Origin of the sequence: Pseudoalteromonas sp. UBA6610 (genome assembly GCF_002433295.1) — a bacterium.
In the GTDB taxonomy this organism is placed as follows: domain Bacteria; phylum Pseudomonadota; class Gammaproteobacteria; order Enterobacterales; family Alteromonadaceae; genus Pseudoalteromonas; species Pseudoalteromonas atlantica.
This window is the reverse complement of sequence record NZ_DJHW01000102.1, coordinates 1-18,481: the sequence shown is the minus strand read 5'-3', so window position 1 is coordinate 18,481 and position 18,481 is coordinate 1. Positions and strand designations below refer to the sequence as shown.

Below are 18,481 nucleotides of genomic sequence, written 5' to 3'. Positions count from 1 at the left end.
GGTTGTTTAATGGAAGGTATTTCTCATGAAGCATGTTCACTTGCTGGCACATTAGGCCTTGGCAAGTTAGTGGCTTTTTGGGATGACAACGGTATTTCAATCGATGGTGAAGTTGAAGGTTGGTTTAGCGACGATACACCAGCACGCTTTAAAGCGTACGGCTGGCATGTAATAAGTGACGTTGATGGCCACGACAGCGATGCTGTTAGTGCTGCAATAGCAGAGGCTCAAAGTGTTACTGACAAACCATCACTAATTTGTTGTAAAACAGTGATTGGTTACGGTTCACCTAATAAATCTGGTAGCCACGATTGTCACGGCGCGCCATTAGGTGATGACGAAATTACAGCGTCTCGCGAATTTTTAGGCTGGTCTGGCGGTGCATTTGAAATCCCTGATGATATTTACGCACAGTGGGATAGCAAAGAAAAAGGTCAACAGCTTGAATCTAGCTGGGACGAAAAATTTGCAGCATACGCAAAGGCATACCCAGAGCTTGCAGCTGAATATAAGCGCCGTATTAATAACGAACTCCCAGGCGATTGGGCTGAAAAATCTCAAGCGTACATAGAGCAACTACAAGCAAACCCTGCAAATCCTGCATCTCGTAAAGCGTCACAAAATGCATTAAATGCATTTGGCCCGTTATTACCAGAATTCATGGGTGGCTCAGCCGATTTAGCTGGATCAAACTTAACAATTTGGGATGGCTCTAAAGGGCTAACTGCAGATGATGCAAGCGGTAACTACGTTTACTACGGTGTACGTGAGTTTGGTATGTCGGCAATTATGAATGGTATTGCGCTTCATAAAGGTTTTATTCCTTACGGTGCAACGTTCTTAATGTTTGTTGAATACGCAAAAAATGCGGTACGTATGGCTGCGCTGATGAAGCAACCAAGCATTTTTGTATACACGCACGATTCAATCGGCCTAGGTGAAGATGGTCCAACTCACCAACCGGTAGAGCAAATTGCTAGCATGCGTTTAACGCCTAACTTATACAACTGGCGCCCGTGTGACCAAGTTGAGTCGGCAATTGCATGGCAACAAGCTATTGAGCGTAAAGATGGTCCTACATCACTTATCTTTACTCGCCAAGGCCTTGAGCAACAAGCGCGTGACGCTCAGCAATTAGCTGATGTTAAAAAGGGTGGTTACATCCTTAGCTGTGACGGCGAGCCAGAGCTAATTATTATTGCAACAGGTTCTGAGGTGCAACTAGCACAAGACTCTGCAACAGAGCTACGCAGCCAAGGTAAAAAGGTACGTGTTGTATCTATGCCATGTACTGATGTATTTGAAGAGCAAAGCGCACAGTACAAAGAAAGCGTACTACCGGCAGCCGTTACACGCCGCGTAGCAGTAGAAGCAGGTATTGCTGATTACTGGTACAAGTACGTGGGCCTAAATGGCGCAGTAGTAGGTATGACTACCTTTGGTGAGTCGGCACCTGCTGGTGAGCTGTTTGAGTACTTTGGCTTTACAGTAGAGAACATTGTAAATAAAGCAAACGAGTTGTTTTAACCGTTAGCTATAATATTTAAAAGCCCGCCCTGTGTAAAACAGGGCGGGCTTTTTTGTTTGCTGACTGAGTTATAAAGCGGCGTAGTAGCTTTAAGGTACTTGAATCACACTGCTTGAAATACGTAGTACTTTTTTGGCTTAAAGCCTTTTGAGCTTGAATTTCAGATGAGTAATTTTCACAGCGCTTTTCTTGCAAGGCTATGACCTATCAGGCAAGGTGGTGGCCGATTAAATAAAATAATACAACAGGAGTGAGGATGTCTCAGTTTGAAAATGTAAGCGTAATTAAAAAAGCGAACGTGTATTTTGACGGTAAAGTATCAAGCCGTACCGTGGTATTTAACGATGGCACAACCAAAACGCTAGGCTTTATGCAACCAGGCGAATTTGTATTTGATACCAGTAAAAAAGAACTCATGGAGCTGTTAGGCGGCCAGTGGGACATTTTACTACCTGGCGAAACGCAGTGGAAAACATTTACCGCGGGCGAATCATTTAACGTTGATGCCAATGTTAGCTTTAAAGTAAAAGTGAGTGATTTTGCTGACTATTGCTGTTCGTACACAGACTAAACGCTAAAGGCTAGACGTCTGAAAGCCCATATTTTATGGGCTTTGCATAAACTTTGCACAACTTATAATTTAAATCAGTTTAAGTAACAAATTAATTTCAAAAATCAGTGCTTTTTCCTTGTGTTAATCTAAATAGCCCCCAATACTATTTATGAGGTAACAAATAAAAGGATACCCTATGAAAATTAATCTTTCTGGTCACCATGTAGACGTTACTAACTCTATTAGAGAGCATATCAACGAAAAGTTTTCAAAAATCGAGAGCCACTTTCCATCACTTATCGCACTCGACATTATATTGTCTAAAGAGCATCACAAAATCCAAGCAGAAATTAGCACAAATTACGAAGGTGCGCGTATATCGGTAAAAGGGGAAAACGAAGTTATGTACCCGGCGATTGCAAGCGCAGCTAAAAAACTCGATGCAGCACTAAAACATCGAAAAGGGCAAATAAAAGCAAATTTACACGAAAAGCCTGTAAGCACAACGCCAGAAATAGCGCACGAAATCATCCAAGAGATGGAACTAAAATAAGATTTAGTCCCAAAGTACTATAAAAAAGAGCCTTACGGCTCTTTTTTATTGCCTTTAATTTAGGTAAGTTATGCAGCCTTCGGTGTTATTAATTATGAAAATTAATAACCAGAGCGAATAACACACATAATTTGAGAAATTAATGCAGCAAACACACACCTCTTGGAAATCTCGATTGGGCGCACTAGGCCCTGGTATCTTAATGGCAACCGCAGCAATTGGCGGCTCTCACTTAGTTGCATCTACTCAAGCTGGCGCGCTATTTGGCTGGCAACTGTTTTGGCTAATTCTCGTTGTTAATGTATTAAAGTACCCATTTTTTCGCTTTGGTATGGAATACACCCTAGCAACCAAAAACAGTTTAGTAGAAGGCTATAAAAATAAAGGCCCTGTCTATTTTTATAGTTTTATTGGCTTAAATATACTTGCCGCCATAGTTAATACCGCAGGGGTGCTATTACTGACTGCAAGCTTGCTTCATTATGCACTGCCAATAGTGATAGAAGTCACGCTACTGTGTTGGATATTGCTCGGTGTGTGTTTAGCTATTTTATTACTTGGGCACTTTAAAGCGCTCGACAGCGTTGCTAAAGGCATAATGGGGCTATTGACGCTTGCTACTGTTATTGCACTGGTTATCGCATTTAGTAACGGCCCAATGGCACCAGCTGACTATATTGGCCCATCACCTTACGAGTTGGCTATGCTGAGCTTTATGGTCGCGTTAATGGGCTGGATGCCGGCACCCATAGAAATATCAGCGCTTAGTTCGCTTTGGCTCAAAGAAAAACAAACTCAGCAAACGGTTACTAAAAGCCAAGGCTTATTCGATTTTAACGTAGGCTATTGGCTAACAGCCTGTTTAGCATTGGTATTTTTTAGCTTAGGTGTGCTGGTGCAATATGGGCAAAGCAGCAGTATTGAGCTTGGCGGTGTTGCCTTTGCTAAACAGCTTATTGATATGTATGCACTGACTATTGGCGAGTGGGCAAGGCCACTTGTATCAGCCATTGCTTTTTTATGTATGTTTGGCACTACACTCACTGTGCTTGATGGCTACGCACGTACACTTAACGAGTCACATAAACTACTTGGCTTTAAGCAATCTAAACATAGTTTAAATATTTGGTTAGTACTGCAGGCCTTTGCCGGTATGGCCGTTATTTTATTTTTTAAATCGGCCCTGGGGCCAATGCTTACCTTTGCCATGACACTTGCTTTTGTCACTACCCCCGTTTTTGCATGGCTTAACTTTAGTTTAGTGCGCTCAGAGCCGGCCATTAAACACAGCGTACTATTGCGCAGCTTAACGTGGTTAGGCTTAGTGTACTTAGTTGGTTTTGCTGTTGCGTTTGTGGTGTGGAAGCTAGCAGCCTAAATATAGCTATTTACTTTAGGGCTTTAATTAAAGCCCTAAGCATTAAACTCAAGGATTAAATGGGGTGTAAATGGATATTAGAACAGACGCGCTTTCAAACCCACACATTATAAAGTTACTACAAGCGCATCATGACGATATGCTAAAACACTCACCTGTTGAAAGCGTACATACACTTGATTTAACTAATCTCACAAAGCCCGATATAACTTTTTATAGCTTATGGATTGATAATAATTTAGCGGGTGTTGGCGCATTAAAAGTGCTAAATACAACGCATGGCGAAATTAAATCAATGCGCACCTCAAACAACTATTTACGCCAAGGCATAGCCGCTAAGTTACTCACGCATATTATTGAGCAAGCAACACTGCGAGGGTATAAAAAGTTAAGCCTAGAAACTGGAACAGCAAAAGCATTTTTACCTGCGCAAAAGCTTTACACTCAGTTTGGTTTTAAAGAGTGCGAGCCGTTCGGTGATTATCAGCTAGATCCGTATAGCTTGTTTATGAGTAAAGTGCTTTAAAAGTGAGTAAGGGATATTATGGTTTATAAGGTTGAATATACAGCTCCTGCACAGGATGAATTTGCTAATTTACGTACACAAGTAAAGTGGCAAAACCCTGACGATGAAGTATTGAAAGCAAGCATCGAAAATTCATTGTTTTGGGTCACTGTATACGACACGGATAAGTTAATAGGCACTGGCAGAGTGGTTGGTGATGGCGCAATGTATTTTTATATTCAAGATATAATTGTTACGCCAAGCTATCAAAAACAAGGCATTGGTCATTTAGTAATGACCCACATTGAAAACTACCTAAGCAGCACCAGCTCTAATGGCGCTACAATCGCTTTATTAAGTGCTCACGGTAAAGAAAGATTTTATACACAATATGGTTATGTAAAACGCGATGGCGATAGTTTAGGGTTTGGAATGTGTAAGTTTATTAGCAAGTAATAATAAATATTGCTGAATTTTTTTATATTTTCCATTAACTCTGTAAGGCGGGTTGTTTCTAGTTTATTCATCATTATCGTTGGATGGCGCGGCTTCGCCACTTATCCGACCTACGTCTAAAGGTAGGTTGGTTAAGCCAAAGGCGCCACCCAACAACGTTATAGGTTCACGCCTGAAGCTCCACTGCTAGTTCTGAGCCTTCGTAAATTAACATTCTAACTCAGCTCTTTAATCGCTTTACTTATCCCAGCTAAACTCTGTGGTTAGATGCGGTTATCAATTAACTGTTTTATAAAATCAGTTGATTGATAGTGCGGCGAATGCTCAACGAGTTGTGAGTTTAGCCAATCTAGCCTAATTGCTACTCATTTGAGTAAACAATAATTTCATCAGAATTTGGTAATTTATAAAATCCAACATTTTTTGATTGCTTACCCATGAAATCAATAGCATATTTCATCTCTGAAATTGTTCTTACTGTAGAAAACTTATCTTTAAAACATGCTGAGAATTCGTATGTGAAAGATGTTGACTGATCATAACCTCCCAGCTCTAAAAGGTTATATTCAGTAAAAGGATCTGGCCCTAAAATTTGATGAGAGGTAATAAAAGGCACCCTAGAATCTTGTGATTTCCAGTCATTCAAGCATTTAGCTTCAACATTGCTTGCTAATAAATAAATGCTTTCATCCTTTTTAGAGTCACTTATAAAGATAGTAATAAAAACCATATTGATAATAAGTGATGCAAACAAAACTAATTTTAATATATTCCTATTATTCATTTTAACTCAGCTCTTTTATCGCTCTACTTATTCCATCCAAGCTCAGCGCATACATGCGATTGTTCATTAACTCTTTTATAAAATCAATTGATTGATAGTAAGGCCAGTGTTCAACAGGTTGTGGGTTGAGCCAGGCGACTTTATCAAAGTGGTTTGTTATACGTTGCAACCATGCACTGCCGGGCTCTTCATTGTAGTGCTCTACTGAGCCGCCGGGGTACGCTATTTCGTATGGGCCCATAGTAGCGTCACCGACAAATATTACTTTGTAGTCGCTGGTAAATTTATTAATCAGCGTCATGGTGTCAATGATGTTTGAATGGCGCCGCGCATTGTCTTGCCAAACGTGCTCGTATAAGCAGTTATGAAAGTAGTAAAACTCTAAATGTTTAAACTCGCTGTGGGCTGCGCTAAATAGCTCTTCGCAAGTATGAATGTAGTCATCCATTGAGCCGCCAATATCAAACAGCATTAATACTTTAACGGCATTGTGGCGCTCGGGTGCCATTTTTACATCCAGCATGCCGCCTTGTTTGGCGGTAGCGCGAATGGTCTCGTTTAAATCAAGGGTGTCACTTGCGCCTGTGCGGGCAAATTTACGTAATTTTTTGAGGGCAAGTTTTATGGTGCGTGAGCCTATTTCACGATCTGAATCTAAATTACGGTATTCACGTTTATCCCACACTTTTACCGCTTGGCGATTACGGTTACCCTCTTGCCCTATACGCACGCCCTCTGGGTTATACCCATATGCACCAAAAGGTGATGTACCACCAGTGCCTACCCATTTATTGCCGCCTGCGTGGCGTTTTTGTTGCTCTTCTAAACGCTCTTTTAGGGTTTTCATTAGCTCGTCGAGCCCGCCCATGGCTTTTAGCTGGGCTTTTTCTTCATCGCTTAGGTGTTTTTCAAACTCTTTGCGCAACCAGTCTTTAGGTAAGCTGTGCTGTTGTTTTAAACTTTCGAGCAAATCAAGGTCGGCAATACCGCTAAAATAGTCGCTGAAGGCTTTGTCGAACCTGTCAAAATGGGTTTCGTCTTTTACCATTATGGTGCGCGCTAAATAGTAAAAGCCATCTACATCGGCAAATATAACGCCTTTTTTTAAGGCGTTTATTAAATCGAGTAGCTCGCGCAGGCTTACCGGTAAACGGTATTTACGTAGCGTGAAAAAAAGCTGTACTAACATGTTAGCGACGGCTCATAAAGGCGAGCTTTTCGATTAGGCTTATGTCTTGCTCATTTTTAAGTAATGCGCCAAACATCGGCATTAAACCGCCTTTTTGGGCTTTATCGTGCAGTGTTTTAGCGTCTATATCTTCGGCCATTAAAAGCTTTAACCAATCCAGCAATTCGCTGGTGGAAGGTTTCTTTTTAAGGCCGTTGGCTTCACGTAAGTTAAAAAATACTTCGAGTGCTTGGCGAACTAAATCTTGTTTGACGTTAGGGTAGTGCACATCAACGATTTGCTGCATTTCCTCGCTGCTTGGAAAATCAATATAGTGAAAAAAGCAGCGGCGTAAAAAGGCATCTGGTAGTTCTTTTTCGTTGTTTGACGTGATGATCACAATAGGGCGTTCTTTCGCTACAATGCGCTCGTTAGTTTCGTAAACATGAAACTCCATTTTATCAAGTTCGAGCAGTAAGTCGTTTGGGAACTCGATGTCGGCTTTGTCTATTTCGTCGATTAAAAGCACTGGGCGTTTGCCGTTAAGTTCAGCGTAGTTAAACGCTTGCCACAGCTTACCTTTAACAATGTAGTTGCCAATGTTATGTACGCGCTCATCGCCTAATTGGCTGTCGCGTAGGCGCGATACCGCGTCGTATTCGTACAAGCCCTGTTGTGCTTTGGTGGTTGATTTAATGTGCCACTGAATAAGCTCGGTATCTAAGCTTTTAGCAAGCTCTTCCGCCAGCATAGTTTTACCTGTACCTGGCTCACCTTTAATTAATAAGGGTTTTTCAAGCATAATAGCGGCATTTACAGCCTGTTTAAGCGAGCTGCTAGCGATGTAGTTGTCGGTAGAATTAAATTGCACGGGTTCCCCTTGCCTGGTCTGATCAGTGTTGTATGTGATTATAATGCCATAGTTAATCTGCAGCTCCAAGGTAGGCAAAGCGTGGAATAGTGTGTCCATCTTTTTCAACGGTTTCTAAAAACATACTTAGTGGGCGTGCCCACATGCCGTACTCGCCATACAGGGCTTGGTATATAACTAGTTGCTCTTCGGTTTCACTGTGTGTTGCTACGTAAAATACTTTGTATTGTGGGCCTTTGTAGTGTTGATATATCCCTGGTTTGAGGGAAAGCGGTTTTATTGCTGTAGTCATGTTTTGATCTCTTGTATAATTGCGTTTGCTTTTTATTATGCCAAAGAATACACCAACACTATGAATTATATTTCGCTCGATGATCACAAAAAAGCCTGGGTTTTTCGTCATAAAGACCTCCCTGTATCTGAAGAAGACGCTGCGCGTATTAAGCCAATGACCAGCGAACGTGCTGCGGTGCTTTGGAGCACTATGGTGAGCCGCGAGTTCGACCACCCCGATTTTTTTGATAAAACTGATTGGTGCGGTAAAGAAGAAAGCTTTAGCGATGAAGTAAATTGGGAAGATGCGTGGGAAAATGGCGACGAAAGCTTACCGCAAGCCATTTTGGATCATTTAGATTGGCAGGCTAATACCACCGTTTATTTTTGTATGGCACGCGATAACGTTATAGAAACCACCTTTGATGTATTTAAACGTAATTGGCAAAACTTTATGTTTTTAGCTGATGGCAGTTTATTAATTGGTAAAAAGCGTAATACCGTGGTGCAATTTTTAGAAAGCGGCATTGCTAAATTAGGTGAAAAGCCAAGCGCTTAAATTGCCTAGTGCGCTTAAAAAATAGCCGCTATTGTGCTATAAAACAGCTACCTAATTGTTTTTTGAGTATAACTATTGGTAGCGAAGAGTCAGCCACTTGCAGCTCAGCAGCAAGAAATATGGCAAAGTGATGCGCAAAAAGTGCTGTATGCACAATTGTGCAATGCGTTTTATCAGCGAGAGGTACAGCGCTTAGTTGCTGAGCCTAATGCTGATAAACTACGCCGCCAATTAAAAAGCTTACCGTATTATATAGAACGGGCGGCGACTTTGGTTGCCAATGGGAGTTCGCCGTTTACGCTCGACTCACAAAATGGCTCTTGGCTTGAAAAACAAAAGCCAACACCGCCAGAGGTTAACGCTCAGGCAAATGAACTTTTTTATAAAAAATATGCCCAAGTGGGGCTAATAGTGCCGGTGTTAATAAATAGCCATGACCAAGTGAGGCTAAGAATAGACAGCATAGATCAAGTAAGCGACAATAAACTGCACTGTAATGAACTAGGCTGGTTTGATTTTTTTGGCAAGGGTCTAGAGCAAGCAAATGCGCAGTTGGTAAAACCCAGTAAAATGAGTTTAACAGCGGCGTGTTGCGGGCATCAGTGGCAATTTTCAAAACGCTGCGCACCTAGGTTGCTTTCACTTAGAGAAATGCTATTAGCGGGTAATATTAATTGGCGTAATATAAAACGCCCACGAGCCTAATTTTATTTAAAAACGAATAGGGAGTGTTAAATGCGGTTTTTTCAGCTTGGCCTGTTGTGCTTAGCACTGTTTATACAATACCGACTTTGGTTTGGTCATAACGGTGTGCAAGACTATACACGTTTAAAAGCAGCCGTGGCTTCTCATCAACAAACTAATGAAAAACTAATTAAGCGCAATAAAGTACTTACCGCCGACATAGAAGATTTAAAGCTTGGTCAAGAAGGCATAGAAGAGCGCGCTCGTAACGAATTAGGAATGATTAAACCGGATGAAACATTTATACGTGTTTTACCGGGCAAACAACATGAAAAATAATAATTCAATAGCTGCCATTGTACCCGCTGCCGGCGTAGGCAGCAGAATGCAGCACAGTGCACCTAAGCAGTATATTAAATTGGCAGGAAAAACTATTTTAGAGCACACGCTCTGTAAGCTTTCGCAATTAAAAAGCTTAAGCCAAATAGTTGTAGCCGTTAGTCAAACCGACCCTTTTTTTGACTCGCTTGCGCACATAGACTCGCGAATTTTACGCGCGAACGGCGGGCAAGAGCGAGCAGACTCAGTGCTTAATAGCTTATTGTTTTTAGAAAATAACCCTCCTGAATGGGTGCTGGTGCACGACGCAGCCCGCCCCTTAGTCACTATTAACGATATTGAAACCTTAATAGCGCATTGTATAGCCGACGACGAAGGCGGTATTTTAGCAAGCAAGGTAAAAGACACCATAAAGCGTGGTAACACGCATAGCGAGCAAACCGTGCCTCGTGATGATTTATGGCAAGCGCTTACACCGCAGTTTTTTAAATATGACGAGCTTAAAAATGCGTTGCAACGTGCGCTTTGTGAAGGCGTAACTATTACCGATGAAGCCAGTGCCATTGAGTGGGCAAATAAACCCGTTAAGCTAATTGCAGGGCGCAGCGACAATATTAAAATAACCACGCCGGAGGATTTAGACCTAGCGGGGTTTTTATTAAACAAACAACAAAACGAGCAAGCATTATGATTCGAATTGGCCATGGTTTTGACGTACACAAATTTGGTGGCGAAGGCCCAATAACAATTTGCGGCGAAAAAATAGATTACCCGCAGGGCTTTTTAGCACACTCAGATGGCGATGTTGCTATTCATGCATTATGCGATGCTATTTTAGGCGCTTTGGCAATGGGCGATATTGGTAAGCATTTTCCGGATACGGCGAGCGAGTATGAAAATATAGATAGCCGTATTTTACTTCGCCATGTTGTAAGCCTTGCCAAAGAGCAAGGTTATGTACTGGGCAATGGCGATGTCACTATTGTGGCGCAGGCTCCTAAAATGTTGCCACACATCCACGCTATGCGCACTAATTTAGCCAGCGATTTAAATTGCGAGCTTTCACAAATCAATGTTAAAGCGACCACCACCGAAAAGCTCGGCTTTGAAGGGCGTAAAGAAGGTATTTCTAGCCATGCGGTGGTTATTATGAGCAAAGCGCCTGAGAGTACAGCAAGCGCATGAGCGATTTAAATTACCTATACGGTGCACCGCTTTCAAAAGCAGATTTTAAAACCGTTGCTGAAGATTTTATGGTTGATGAAGACCTCGGCATAGAGTTTACCGGCAGTGGTGAGCATGTATGCTTACAGGTCGTTAAAAAAGGTGAAAACACGCAATATGTGGCCAAGTTAATTGCACAAAAGGCTGGAGTGTCACCGCGCGAAGTAAGCTATGCCGGCATGAAAGACCGCCACGGCGTGTGTAGCCAATGGTTTAGCGTAAAAGTACCCATTAAAAAGCACATTGATTTTAGTGAACTCAATAGCGACAGCATTTTTGTGGTTTCGCAACAGCGCCACGAACGTAAATTACGCACCGGTTGCCACAAAGGAAACCGATTCACTATTACGCTTCGTAATGTAACCCAGCCGCTTGATATTTTATGCCGCATTAATGCCGTGCGTGCGGGTGTGCCTAACTACTTTGGTGAGCAGCGCTTTGGCCGCGATGGGCATAATTTAGTTATGGCCGAAAAAATGTTTGCCGGCGAGCGCATTCGCGATAAAAAACTACGCGGTATTATTATCTCCGCTGCCCGTTCATATGTATTTAATCAAATAGTGAGCTTACGTGTTAAAGAGCATGGGTTAGCTAAAACCATGCACCGTGAAGTATTTATGCTAAGCGGTAGTAACGCATTTTTTGAAGATGCAATAAGCGATGAAAACATAGCGCGTTTAGCCTCTGGCGATATTATGATGTCGGCTCCTATGGTTGGTAAAAGCGAAAAGGGCTTAACTGATCAAGAAAAATTATGGCTAAAACCATACCAAGCATGGTGTGAGGGCTTAGGCGAATTAGGCCTTAAAAATGAGCGCCGTATGCTGCGTCTCATTCCGCAAGATTTAACCATAGAAACACTAGACGAAACGACTTTAAAATTAAGCTTTGGATTGCCTAAAGGGTGTTTTGCTACCGCACTTTTACGTGAGCTGGTGGATTACACCGATGCAAGCCCTAATGAGCGAAAAGAAAAGGACAGTCAAAATGAAGATACTGCTAAGTAACGACGACGGTGTAAACGCTAAAGGGATTGCTGTTTTATACCAGGCTCTTACGCAAATTGCCGATGTAACCCTTGTAGCCCCTGATCGTAACTGTAGTGGTGCCAGTAACTCGTTAACGTTAATAAATCCACTGCGCTCTACCACGCTTGAAAACGGCTTTATATCGGTTAATGGCACACCTACTGATTGTGTTCATTTAGGGGTTAATCAGTTAGTAGATGAAACGCCTGATTTAGTCGTAGCAGGTATTAACCACGGCGCTAATTTGGGCGATGATACATTGTATTCAGGCACTGTGGCTGCGGCGACCGAAGGGCGCCATTTAGGCTTGCCTGCTATTGCCGTGTCGCTTTGCTCGCACCATGGTGAGCACTTTGAAACCGCAGCAGCTGTGACCGTTAACATAATTAAAGGGCTGGCATCGCACCCACTGCCTAAAGATCAAATTATCAACGTAAATGTACCCGATATTCCTCTAAGTGAGCTAAAAGGGGTGCAAGTTACGCGTTTAGGTGCTCGACATAAAGCCGAAACCATGACCAAACAAACGGACCCATGGGGGCGTGATATTTTTTGGTATGGCTCGCTTGGTATTGAAAGCGATGCCGGTGAGGGCACTGATTTTTACGCTGTTAATAATGGCTATGCTTCAGTTACGCCGCTAAGTGTTGATATGACAGCAAAAGAAAGTATTGAAGCGGTTGGGCAGTGGTTAGCTGAAATGGAGATAAACCGTGCTGGCTAATTACTCGCGCAGTGCTATTGCGCTTTCTAAGCTATTAGAGCAAGAAGGGGTAGAAGACAAACAGGTATTAAAAGCCATTGCAGATATACCACGTCATGCCTTTATTGATGATGTACTAAAACACAAGGCGTACGAAAACACGGCGTTGCCAATAGGGCAAGGGCAAACTATTTCGCAGCCTTATATTGTGGCGCGTATGACCGAGCTGCTTCATTTGGCTGGCGTACGCGACAAAGTGTTAGAAATTGGCACAGGCTCTGGTTATCAAACCGCAGTGTTAGCCAAGTGTTTTAATAAGGTGTATTCGGTCGAGCGTATAAAAGCACTGCAATGGCAGGCTAAACGCCGTTTACATCAACTTGATTTATACAATGTAACCATGAAACACGCAGATGGCTGGCAAGGCTGGCAATCGCAGGCCCCGTTTAATGGTATTATAGTTACCGCGGCCGCATCAAAAGTGCCTCAAGACTTACTTGCACAACTAGCTGATGGCGGTGTACTCCTTGCTCCCATTGGTGAGCAAGAACAAAAATTAACCATGGTTATTCGTCAAGGCGATAGCTTCACAGAGCATGTTATTGCACCAGTTCGGTTTGTCCCTCTCGTCCCTGGTGATATTGAATAGGAATTCACGTTGAAATTGTTTACTAAGTTATACGATATGGCCCTAGTGTGGGCAAAACACCGCTTTGCTGAGCGCTATTTAGCAGCCATGAGCTTTGCTGAGTCTGTTTTTTTTCCGGTACCACCGGATGTAATGCTTGCCCCTATGTCGCTTGCTCAGCCAAGTAAAGCGTGGCGCTTTGCAAGCTTTGCAACAGTTGCTTCAGTACTTGGGGGGATTGTAGGTTACTTTTTAGGTTACTGGTTATTTGAGCCTGTTGTACAGCCCTTTATTGAGCAGATGCACTGGCAAGAAAAGTTTGAAACAGCGCTTACATGGTTTAAAGAGTATGGCGTGTGGGTGGTATTTTTAGCGGGCTTTTCACCTATCCCTTATAAGGTATTTACTATTGGTGCAGGGGTATTACAAATGGCATTTTTACCATTTTTAATAGCGTCTGCCGTTGGCCGTGGTGCGCGTTTCTTTTTAGTTTCTGCTTTAATGAAGTGGGGCGGGGTTAAAATGGAGCAAAAATTACGTCAATATGTTGAAGTACTTGGCTGGGGTTTAGTTATATTAATAGCGGTTGCTTACTTTTTATTACGCTAACAAACAAAAGTAGTACTTTTTAAATTTCGGAGCAAAACACCTTGAATAGTCAGTACGCATTATATGTAATTGTATTTATTGTTGTTTTGCTTTCGGGGTGTTCATCTCGCCATATACCTGCTCCAGTTAGTAGCCTCAATACTAATGTTAATGACTTTCAAAAAGGCATTAACATTAATGGCAATAAATACACAGTACAAAAGGGGGATACTTTATATTCCATTGCCTTTAGTGCAGGGCAAGATTTTAGGTCGCTTGCAAAAAACAATTCAATTCCATCACCTTACGTTATTTATCCTGGGCAAGTTGTTTCGCTTGCAGCCACCACTAGCCATGCGCTTGCTAGCAATTCACCCGTTAAACAAAAAATAACATCCACTAAAATAAAACAAAAAACTAACAAAAAATTAAAGAAAAATCTTGATCAGCCGAAACAACGAGAGTATGTTCGAAAACAAGCCAATGAAATAGTTAGTAATGCTAAACCTTCGTCGAGCAGTAAAGTAAAGTGGTTTTGGCCTGCAAAGGGCAAAGTGACTAAACGCTTTTCTAATAAGGAAAACGGTTACAAGGGTTTACAGATTACTAACCGTACAGGGGCTTCAGTTTTAGCCGCAGCACAAGGAACGGTGGTGTATGCGGGTAATGCGCTTCGAGGGTACGGTAATTTAATCATTTTGAAACATAATGATGATTACCTAAGTGCTTATGCACATAACTCGAAACTACTTGTTAGAGAAAAGCAGAAAGTTAAGGCAGGACAAAAAATAGCAGAAATGGGCAAGTCAGAATCTTCGGTCACTGCGCTTCGTTTTGAAATTCGCTACCGTGGGCAAGCTGTCAATCCTGCTAAATACCTTCCCTAATTTTTAGGTATTGATAATTGCTCGGGAGAAGGCTTATGGCTAACGCAGCAAAACTTGACAAAAACACCACCGACGAAAAATTTGATGACACCGCAGTAGAAGAAACTGCAGCATTACTTGAAGAGGTTGATAACGAAGAAGAGATATTTGCAAAAGAGGAAGTAACTAAAAACCTTGATGCAACCCAACTTTATTTAGGAGAAATTGGTTTTTCCCCCCTACTTAGCGCTGAAGAAGAAGTCTTTTTTGCCCGCAAATCGCTACGTGGATGTGAAGCATCTCGCAAGCGTATGATTGAAAGTAACCTACGTTTAGTTGTAAAAATTGCCCGCCGTTATAACAACCGAGGATTAGCACTTCTAGATTTAATTGAAGAAGGTAACCTAGGTTTAATTCGCGCTGTTGAAAAGTTTGACCCAGAGCGCGGTTTTAGATTTTCGACTTATGCAACGTGGTGGATACGCCAAACAATTGAACGCGCCATTATGAATCAAACGCGCACAATTCGCCTGCCAATACATGTAGTTAAAGAATTAAATGTTTACTTGCGTACAGCACGCGAGCTGACACAAAAGCTAGACCATGAGCCAACTGCTGAAGAAATTGCTGAAAGCCTAGGCAGACCCGTAGAAGACGTAACTAAAATGCTACGCTTAAACGAGAAAATTGCCTCAGTTGATATGCCAATTGGCGGTGAGAACGACAGCGCACTGTTAGACATTATTGCCGATGAAAAAAGCGCAGGCCCTGAGGGCGAAGTTCAAAACAACGATATTAACAAACATATTGTTGATTGGTTAGGTGAGTTAAACCCTAAACAACGTGAAGTATTAGCGCGTCGCTTTGGTTTACTTGGCTATGAGCCATCAACACTAGAAGATGTTGGCCGTGAAATTGGTTTAACGCGAGAGCGCGTAAGACAAATTCAGGTAGAAGCATTACGTCGTTTAAAAGATATTTTACAACAAGAAGGGTTAAGCACAGAAAGTTTGTTTGACCAGTTCTCGTAACTCCCTTTTATACTGTCTATGTGTTTAAAAGCTGAAGGATAAAACCTTCAGCTTTTTTTATGTCTTACGACCCCCAAGAAATACTATTTACAGTGTTATCAGCCTCTTAACCACCGCTCAAGTTATCTATATTTAAAGCAGAGCCTTTAATTTATAAAGAAGTTCGTGTGCTTGACGCGGCGATAGGTTATCAGGGTCAATGGCACTGAGTTGCTCCTCAACCTCTGAAGGCTCAGGCGCAGGTAACTCATTAGCAAATGAAAACGCCTGCTGCTCAGCATTAGGCGCTGTTACACTTTGGTGGTTTTCGAGCAGTTTAAGCTTTTGTTTTGCTTGGGCTATCACGGCTTTAGGCACGCCGGCAAGCGCTGCGACCTGTAAGCCAAAGCTTTTACTTGCTGCACCATCAAGCACAGTATGCATAAATGCAATGGTGTCGTTGTGCTCTATGGCATCTAAGTGCACATTCACCAGTCCAGTTTTTTGCTCGGCAAGTTCCGTTAATTCAAAGTAGTGCGTAGCAAATAATGTTTTAGCAGATATTTTTTGTGCCAGATGATCAGCCGTTGCATAAGCAAGTGACAAGCCATCGTAGGTACTGGTACCTCTGCCAATTTCATCCATTAATACCAAAGATTGCGCAGTTGCATTATTTAATATTGTGGCGGTTTCTGTCATTTCTACCATGAAAGTAGAGCGACCAGAGGCTAAATCGTCGCTTGCACCAATGCGAGTAAATATACGGTCAATATTACCAATTTTTGCACTATCAGCAGGGACATAACAGCCAATATGTGCCATCAATACGATAAGTGCTGTTTGGCGCATGTAGGTTGATTTACCACCCATGTTTGGACCGGTGATAATCAACATTTTACGCTGGCTATTTAGCTCCACAGGGTTGGCAATAAAAGGTTCTTTCATTACTTGCTCTACCACGGGGTGGCGACCTTGTTTAATACTTATATTGTCATCATCGCATAGCTGGGGTTTAGCATAATTAAGCGTTTGCGCTCGCTCTGCTAAGTTATTCAATACATCTAAATCAGCTAATGCGCCAGCCATCATTTGAAGCTGTTCAATATGCGGGGCTATAAACTCAAATAGCTCTTCATATAATTGTTTTTCAAGCGCAAGAGCTTTTGATTGGCTGCCAAGCACTTTGTCTTCGTGCTCTTTTAGTTCAGGTATTATGTAGCGTTCATTATTTTTAAGCGTTTGGCGGCGAATATAATCAGCAGGTACTAAGTGTGAGTTTGCACGACTTACCTCGATAAAAAAGCCATGCACCTTGTTATAGCCAATTTTTAATGTGCTGATCCCGGTGCGCTCGCGCTCTCTAAGCTCTAGTTGCTCAAGTATATCGGTAGCGCCTTTACTCAAGTTTCGCCATTCATCGAGTTCGCTGTTGTAGCCTGGAGCAATAACGCCCCCATCGCGAATTAGTACTGGTGGGTTATCAATAACAGCACGCTCAAGTAAAGCTTGTAGTTCAGGCAGCTCTGGAGAATGGTGAACAATGCTAGCGATACGCTCATCATTAGCATCGTTTAATAATGCGTGCAGTGGTGCGAGTGCTTGTAGGGCACTGCGCAGTCGGGTTAAATCGCGCGGGCGTGCGGTGCATAAAGCAAGTCGTGCTATTACGCGCTCTATATCACCAATTTCTTTTAATGAATCGTGTAACTCGCCATATAATTGCACATCTAAAATGGCGCTAATGGCATTTAAACGTGAGTTAAGCTCATTTTTATTACGCACAGGTGTATGAATACGGCGTTTAAGTAAACGCGACCCCATGGCCGTGGCGGTTTTATCAAGTACCTGCGCTAAGGTGTTTTCAAAGCCGCCCGATAAATTAACGGTTAGTTCTAAATTTTTGCGCGTGGCCGCATCTAATATAACTGCGTGCTCGTTATGCTCAAGCGTAATAGCGCGAATGTGGGGTAGCGCAATACGTTGTGTATCTTTTACATATTGCATTAAACAACCCGCAGCGACCAAAGCAGCATGCGCTTTATCTACACCAAAACCAACTAAATCTTTGGTGCCAAACTGCTCGCACAGTAAGTGTTGCGCGGTGTCTAGGTCAAACTCCCACTCAGGGCGTCGGCGTGCCCCTTTTATATGCTCAATTAAATGTGTGTTTTCAAAGCTTTCACAGTATAAAAGCTCAGCGGGTGCTAAGCGCTGTAGGGTTGAAGTAAATGCTTCGTCGGTGTTAACTTCAACTACGTTGAAACGCCCTGAATTTATATCAAGGTAGGCAATACCGTATAGCCCTTTTTTATTTTGCCATACGCTAGTGAGTAAGTTATCTTGGCGTTCTTGCAATAGCGCTTCATCTGAAATAGTACCCGGTGTAACGATACGTACGACTTTGCGCTCTACTGGCCCTTTACTGGTTGCAGGATCGCCAACTTGCTCACATATAGCAACCGATTCGCCCATTTGTACTAAACGAGCTAAATAGTTTTCTACTGCATGATAAGGGACACCCGCCATAGGAATAGGATCGCCGCCGGCTTTACCGCGATGCGTTTGCGAAATATCGAGTAGTTGGGCTGCGCGTTTAGCGTCGTCAAAAAAGAGTTCATAAAAATCCCCCATACGATAAAACAATAAAATATCGCGATGCTCTGATTTTATTTTTAGATACTGCTGCATCATAGGGGTTTGTTGTTTTATAGTGTGCGGTGCATAAAGATCAAACGACATGTATTTACCCAAAGGCTGAATATGGAATTACATCAAGAGATTAA

Annotated in this window: 22 protein-coding genes; 17 read left to right on the top strand and 5 right to left on the bottom strand. The window is 42.4% G+C overall.

Annotated features, from left to right (window positions below; translation table 11 throughout):
* The 6 genes from tkt to B4F91_RS13555 form a co-directional block, all read left to right on the top strand.
* A partial coding sequence (gene tkt, locus B4F91_RS13580) for a transketolase (RefSeq protein ID WP_288635867.1) occupies positions 1-1,527 on the top strand: 1,527 nt, incomplete at its 5' end.
* Positions 1,528-1,784: 257 nt separating this feature from the next.
* On the top strand, positions 1,785-2,099 hold the full coding sequence (locus B4F91_RS13575; protein ID WP_004586170.1) for a pyrimidine/purine nucleoside phosphorylase: 315 nt from the start codon (positions 1,785-1,787) through the stop codon (positions 2,097-2,099).
* A gap of 178 nt (positions 2,100-2,277) precedes the next feature.
* Complete coding sequence (gene hpf / locus B4F91_RS13570; protein WP_024033129.1) at positions 2,278-2,634, top strand: ribosome hibernation-promoting factor, HPF/YfiA family; 357 nt, start codon at positions 2,278-2,280, stop codon at positions 2,632-2,634.
* 142 nt (positions 2,635-2,776) lie between these two features.
* Complete coding sequence (locus B4F91_RS13565; RefSeq protein WP_031289801.1) at positions 2,777-4,012, top strand: NRAMP family divalent metal transporter; 1,236 nt, start codon at positions 2,777-2,779, stop codon at positions 4,010-4,012.
* Positions 4,013-4,082: 70 nt separating this feature from the next.
* Positions 4,083-4,538 carry a GNAT family N-acetyltransferase gene (locus B4F91_RS13560; protein WP_286939138.1) on the top strand — a complete coding sequence of 152 codons (456 nt, stop codon included), beginning with the start codon at positions 4,083-4,085 and terminating at the stop codon, positions 4,536-4,538.
* 18 nt (positions 4,539-4,556) lie between these two features.
* Positions 4,557-4,973, top strand: coding sequence for a GNAT family N-acetyltransferase (locus B4F91_RS13555; protein ID WP_286939139.1), 417 nt, complete (start codon positions 4,557-4,559; stop codon positions 4,971-4,973).
* Positions 4,974-5,334: 361 nt separating this feature from the next.
* On the opposite strand, the gene B4F91_RS13550 is transcribed toward B4F91_RS13555, so the two are convergent.
* Genes B4F91_RS13550 through B4F91_RS13535 form a run of 4 tightly spaced genes read right to left on the bottom strand, consistent with a single transcriptional unit; the run spans position 5,335 to position 8,088 of the window.
* Positions 5,335-5,757 (bottom strand): hypothetical protein, encoded by a 423-nt coding sequence (locus B4F91_RS13550; RefSeq protein WP_029774268.1) that lies wholly within the window; start codon positions 5,755-5,757, stop codon positions 5,335-5,337.
* Position 5,758: 1 nt separating this feature from the next.
* Positions 5,759-6,946, bottom strand: a complete 1,188-nt coding sequence (locus tag B4F91_RS13545; RefSeq protein WP_288635866.1) for a vWA domain-containing protein — start codon at positions 6,944-6,946, stop codon at positions 5,759-5,761.
* A 1-nt stretch (position 6,947) separates the two neighbouring features.
* Positions 6,948-7,796 carry an AAA family ATPase gene (locus B4F91_RS13540; RefSeq protein ID WP_004586178.1) on the bottom strand — a complete coding sequence of 283 codons (849 nt, stop codon included), beginning with the start codon at positions 7,794-7,796 and terminating at the stop codon, positions 6,948-6,950.
* 52 nt (positions 7,797-7,848) lie between these two features.
* Positions 7,849-8,088, bottom strand: coding sequence for a DUF1653 domain-containing protein (locus B4F91_RS13535; RefSeq protein WP_024033121.1), 240 nt, complete (start codon positions 8,086-8,088; stop codon positions 7,849-7,851).
* A gap of 60 nt (positions 8,089-8,148) precedes the next feature.
* On the opposite strand from B4F91_RS13535, the gene B4F91_RS13530 reads away from it, so the two are divergent.
* From B4F91_RS13530 to rpoS, 11 genes are all read left to right on the top strand, one after another.
* Positions 8,149-8,628 carry a DUF2947 domain-containing protein gene (locus tag B4F91_RS13530; protein WP_024033120.1) on the top strand — a complete coding sequence of 160 codons (480 nt, stop codon included), beginning with the start codon at positions 8,149-8,151 and terminating at the stop codon, positions 8,626-8,628.
* Positions 8,629-8,703: 75 nt separating this feature from the next.
* Entirely contained in the window at positions 8,704-9,333 is a 630-nt protein-coding gene (locus B4F91_RS13525; RefSeq protein ID WP_024033119.1) for a hypothetical protein, read from the top strand.
* Positions 9,334-9,363: 30 nt separating this feature from the next.
* Positions 9,364-9,651: a cell division protein FtsB gene (gene ftsB, locus B4F91_RS13520; RefSeq protein ID WP_004586182.1), complete on the top strand. Its 288-nt coding sequence runs from the start codon at positions 9,364-9,366 to the stop codon at positions 9,649-9,651.
* Positions 9,641-10,342 carry a 2-C-methyl-D-erythritol 4-phosphate cytidylyltransferase gene (ispD, locus tag B4F91_RS13515; protein WP_286937372.1) on the top strand — a complete coding sequence of 234 codons (702 nt, stop codon included), beginning with the start codon at positions 9,641-9,643 and terminating at the stop codon, positions 10,340-10,342. The genes ftsB and ispD overlap by 11 nt, the downstream gene beginning before the upstream one ends.
* On the top strand, positions 10,339-10,836 hold the full coding sequence (gene ispF, locus B4F91_RS13510) for a 2-C-methyl-D-erythritol 2,4-cyclodiphosphate synthase (protein WP_121637863.1): 498 nt from the start codon (positions 10,339-10,341) through the stop codon (positions 10,834-10,836). The genes ispD and ispF overlap by 4 nt, the downstream gene beginning before the upstream one ends.
* Entirely contained in the window at positions 10,833-11,882 is a 1,050-nt protein-coding gene (truD, locus tag B4F91_RS13505; protein WP_286937374.1) for a tRNA pseudouridine(13) synthase TruD, read from the top strand. The genes ispF and truD overlap by 4 nt, the downstream gene beginning before the upstream one ends.
* Entirely contained in the window at positions 11,863-12,627 is a 765-nt protein-coding gene (surE, locus tag B4F91_RS13500) for a 5'/3'-nucleotidase SurE (RefSeq protein WP_004586186.1), read from the top strand. The genes truD and surE overlap by 20 nt, the downstream gene beginning before the upstream one ends.
* Positions 12,617-13,255, top strand: coding sequence for a protein-L-isoaspartate(D-aspartate) O-methyltransferase (locus tag B4F91_RS13495; RefSeq protein ID WP_004586187.1), 639 nt, complete (start codon positions 12,617-12,619; stop codon positions 13,253-13,255). The genes surE and B4F91_RS13495 overlap by 11 nt, the downstream gene beginning before the upstream one ends.
* A 9-nt stretch (positions 13,256-13,264) precedes the next feature.
* The gene (locus B4F91_RS13490) at positions 13,265-13,843 is read left to right on the top strand and encodes a YqaA family protein (RefSeq protein ID WP_004586188.1); all 579 of its coding nucleotides are present in this window, start codon (positions 13,265-13,267) and stop codon (positions 13,841-13,843) included.
* A 41-nt stretch (positions 13,844-13,884) separates the two neighbouring features.
* Positions 13,885-14,709, top strand: coding sequence for a peptidoglycan DD-metalloendopeptidase family protein (locus B4F91_RS13485; protein ID WP_024033115.1), 825 nt, complete (start codon positions 13,885-13,887; stop codon positions 14,707-14,709).
* Between the two features lie 35 nt (positions 14,710-14,744).
* On the top strand, positions 14,745-15,719 hold the full coding sequence (gene rpoS / locus B4F91_RS13480; protein WP_024033114.1) for an RNA polymerase sigma factor RpoS: 975 nt from the start codon (positions 14,745-14,747) through the stop codon (positions 15,717-15,719).
* Between the two features lie 132 nt (positions 15,720-15,851).
* Here the strand turns inward: rpoS and mutS are convergent, their stop codons facing one another.
* Positions 15,852-18,437 (bottom strand): DNA mismatch repair protein MutS, encoded by a 2,586-nt coding sequence (gene mutS / locus B4F91_RS13475; protein WP_288635864.1) that lies wholly within the window; start codon positions 18,435-18,437, stop codon positions 15,852-15,854.
* Positions 18,438-18,481 lie beyond the last annotated feature (44 nt).

Coding starts and splice junctions, on each gene's coding strand:
- B4F91_RS13575 (WP_004586170.1), top strand. CDS start 1,785: ATGTCTCAGTTTGAAAATGTAAGCGTAATTAAAAAAGCGAACGTGTAT.
- ispF (WP_121637863.1), top strand. CDS start 10,339: ATGATTCGAATTGGCCATGGTTTTGACGTACACAAATTTGGTGGCGAA.
- B4F91_RS13560 (WP_286939138.1), top strand. CDS start 4,083: ATGGATATTAGAACAGACGCGCTTTCAAACCCACACATTATAAAGTTA.
- surE (WP_004586186.1), top strand. CDS start 11,863: ATGAAGATACTGCTAAGTAACGACGACGGTGTAAACGCTAAAGGGATT.
- truD (WP_286937374.1), top strand. CDS start 10,833: ATGAGCGATTTAAATTACCTATACGGTGCACCGCTTTCAAAAGCAGAT.
- B4F91_RS13555 (WP_286939139.1), top strand. CDS start 4,557: ATGGTTTATAAGGTTGAATATACAGCTCCTGCACAGGATGAATTTGCT.
- B4F91_RS13550 (WP_029774268.1), bottom strand. CDS start 5,757: ATGAATAATAGGAATATATTAAAATTAGTTTTGTTTGCATCACTTATT.
- ispD (WP_286937372.1), top strand. CDS start 9,641: ATGAAAAATAATAATTCAATAGCTGCCATTGTACCCGCTGCCGGCGTA.
- B4F91_RS13535 (WP_024033121.1), bottom strand. CDS start 8,088: ATGACTACAGCAATAAAACCGCTTTCCCTCAAACCAGGGATATATCAA.
- B4F91_RS13565 (WP_031289801.1), top strand. CDS start 2,777: ATGCAGCAAACACACACCTCTTGGAAATCTCGATTGGGCGCACTAGGC.
- B4F91_RS13530 (WP_024033120.1), top strand. CDS start 8,149: ATGAATTATATTTCGCTCGATGATCACAAAAAAGCCTGGGTTTTTCGT.
- hpf (WP_024033129.1), top strand. CDS start 2,278: ATGAAAATTAATCTTTCTGGTCACCATGTAGACGTTACTAACTCTATT.
- ftsB (WP_004586182.1), top strand. CDS start 9,364: ATGCGGTTTTTTCAGCTTGGCCTGTTGTGCTTAGCACTGTTTATACAA.
- rpoS (WP_024033114.1), top strand. CDS start 14,745: ATGGCTAACGCAGCAAAACTTGACAAAAACACCACCGACGAAAAATTT.
- mutS (WP_288635864.1), bottom strand. CDS start 18,437: ATGTCGTTTGATCTTTATGCACCGCACACTATAAAACAACAAACCCCT.
- B4F91_RS13545 (WP_288635866.1), bottom strand. CDS start 6,946: ATGTTAGTACAGCTTTTTTTCACGCTACGTAAATACCGTTTACCGGTA.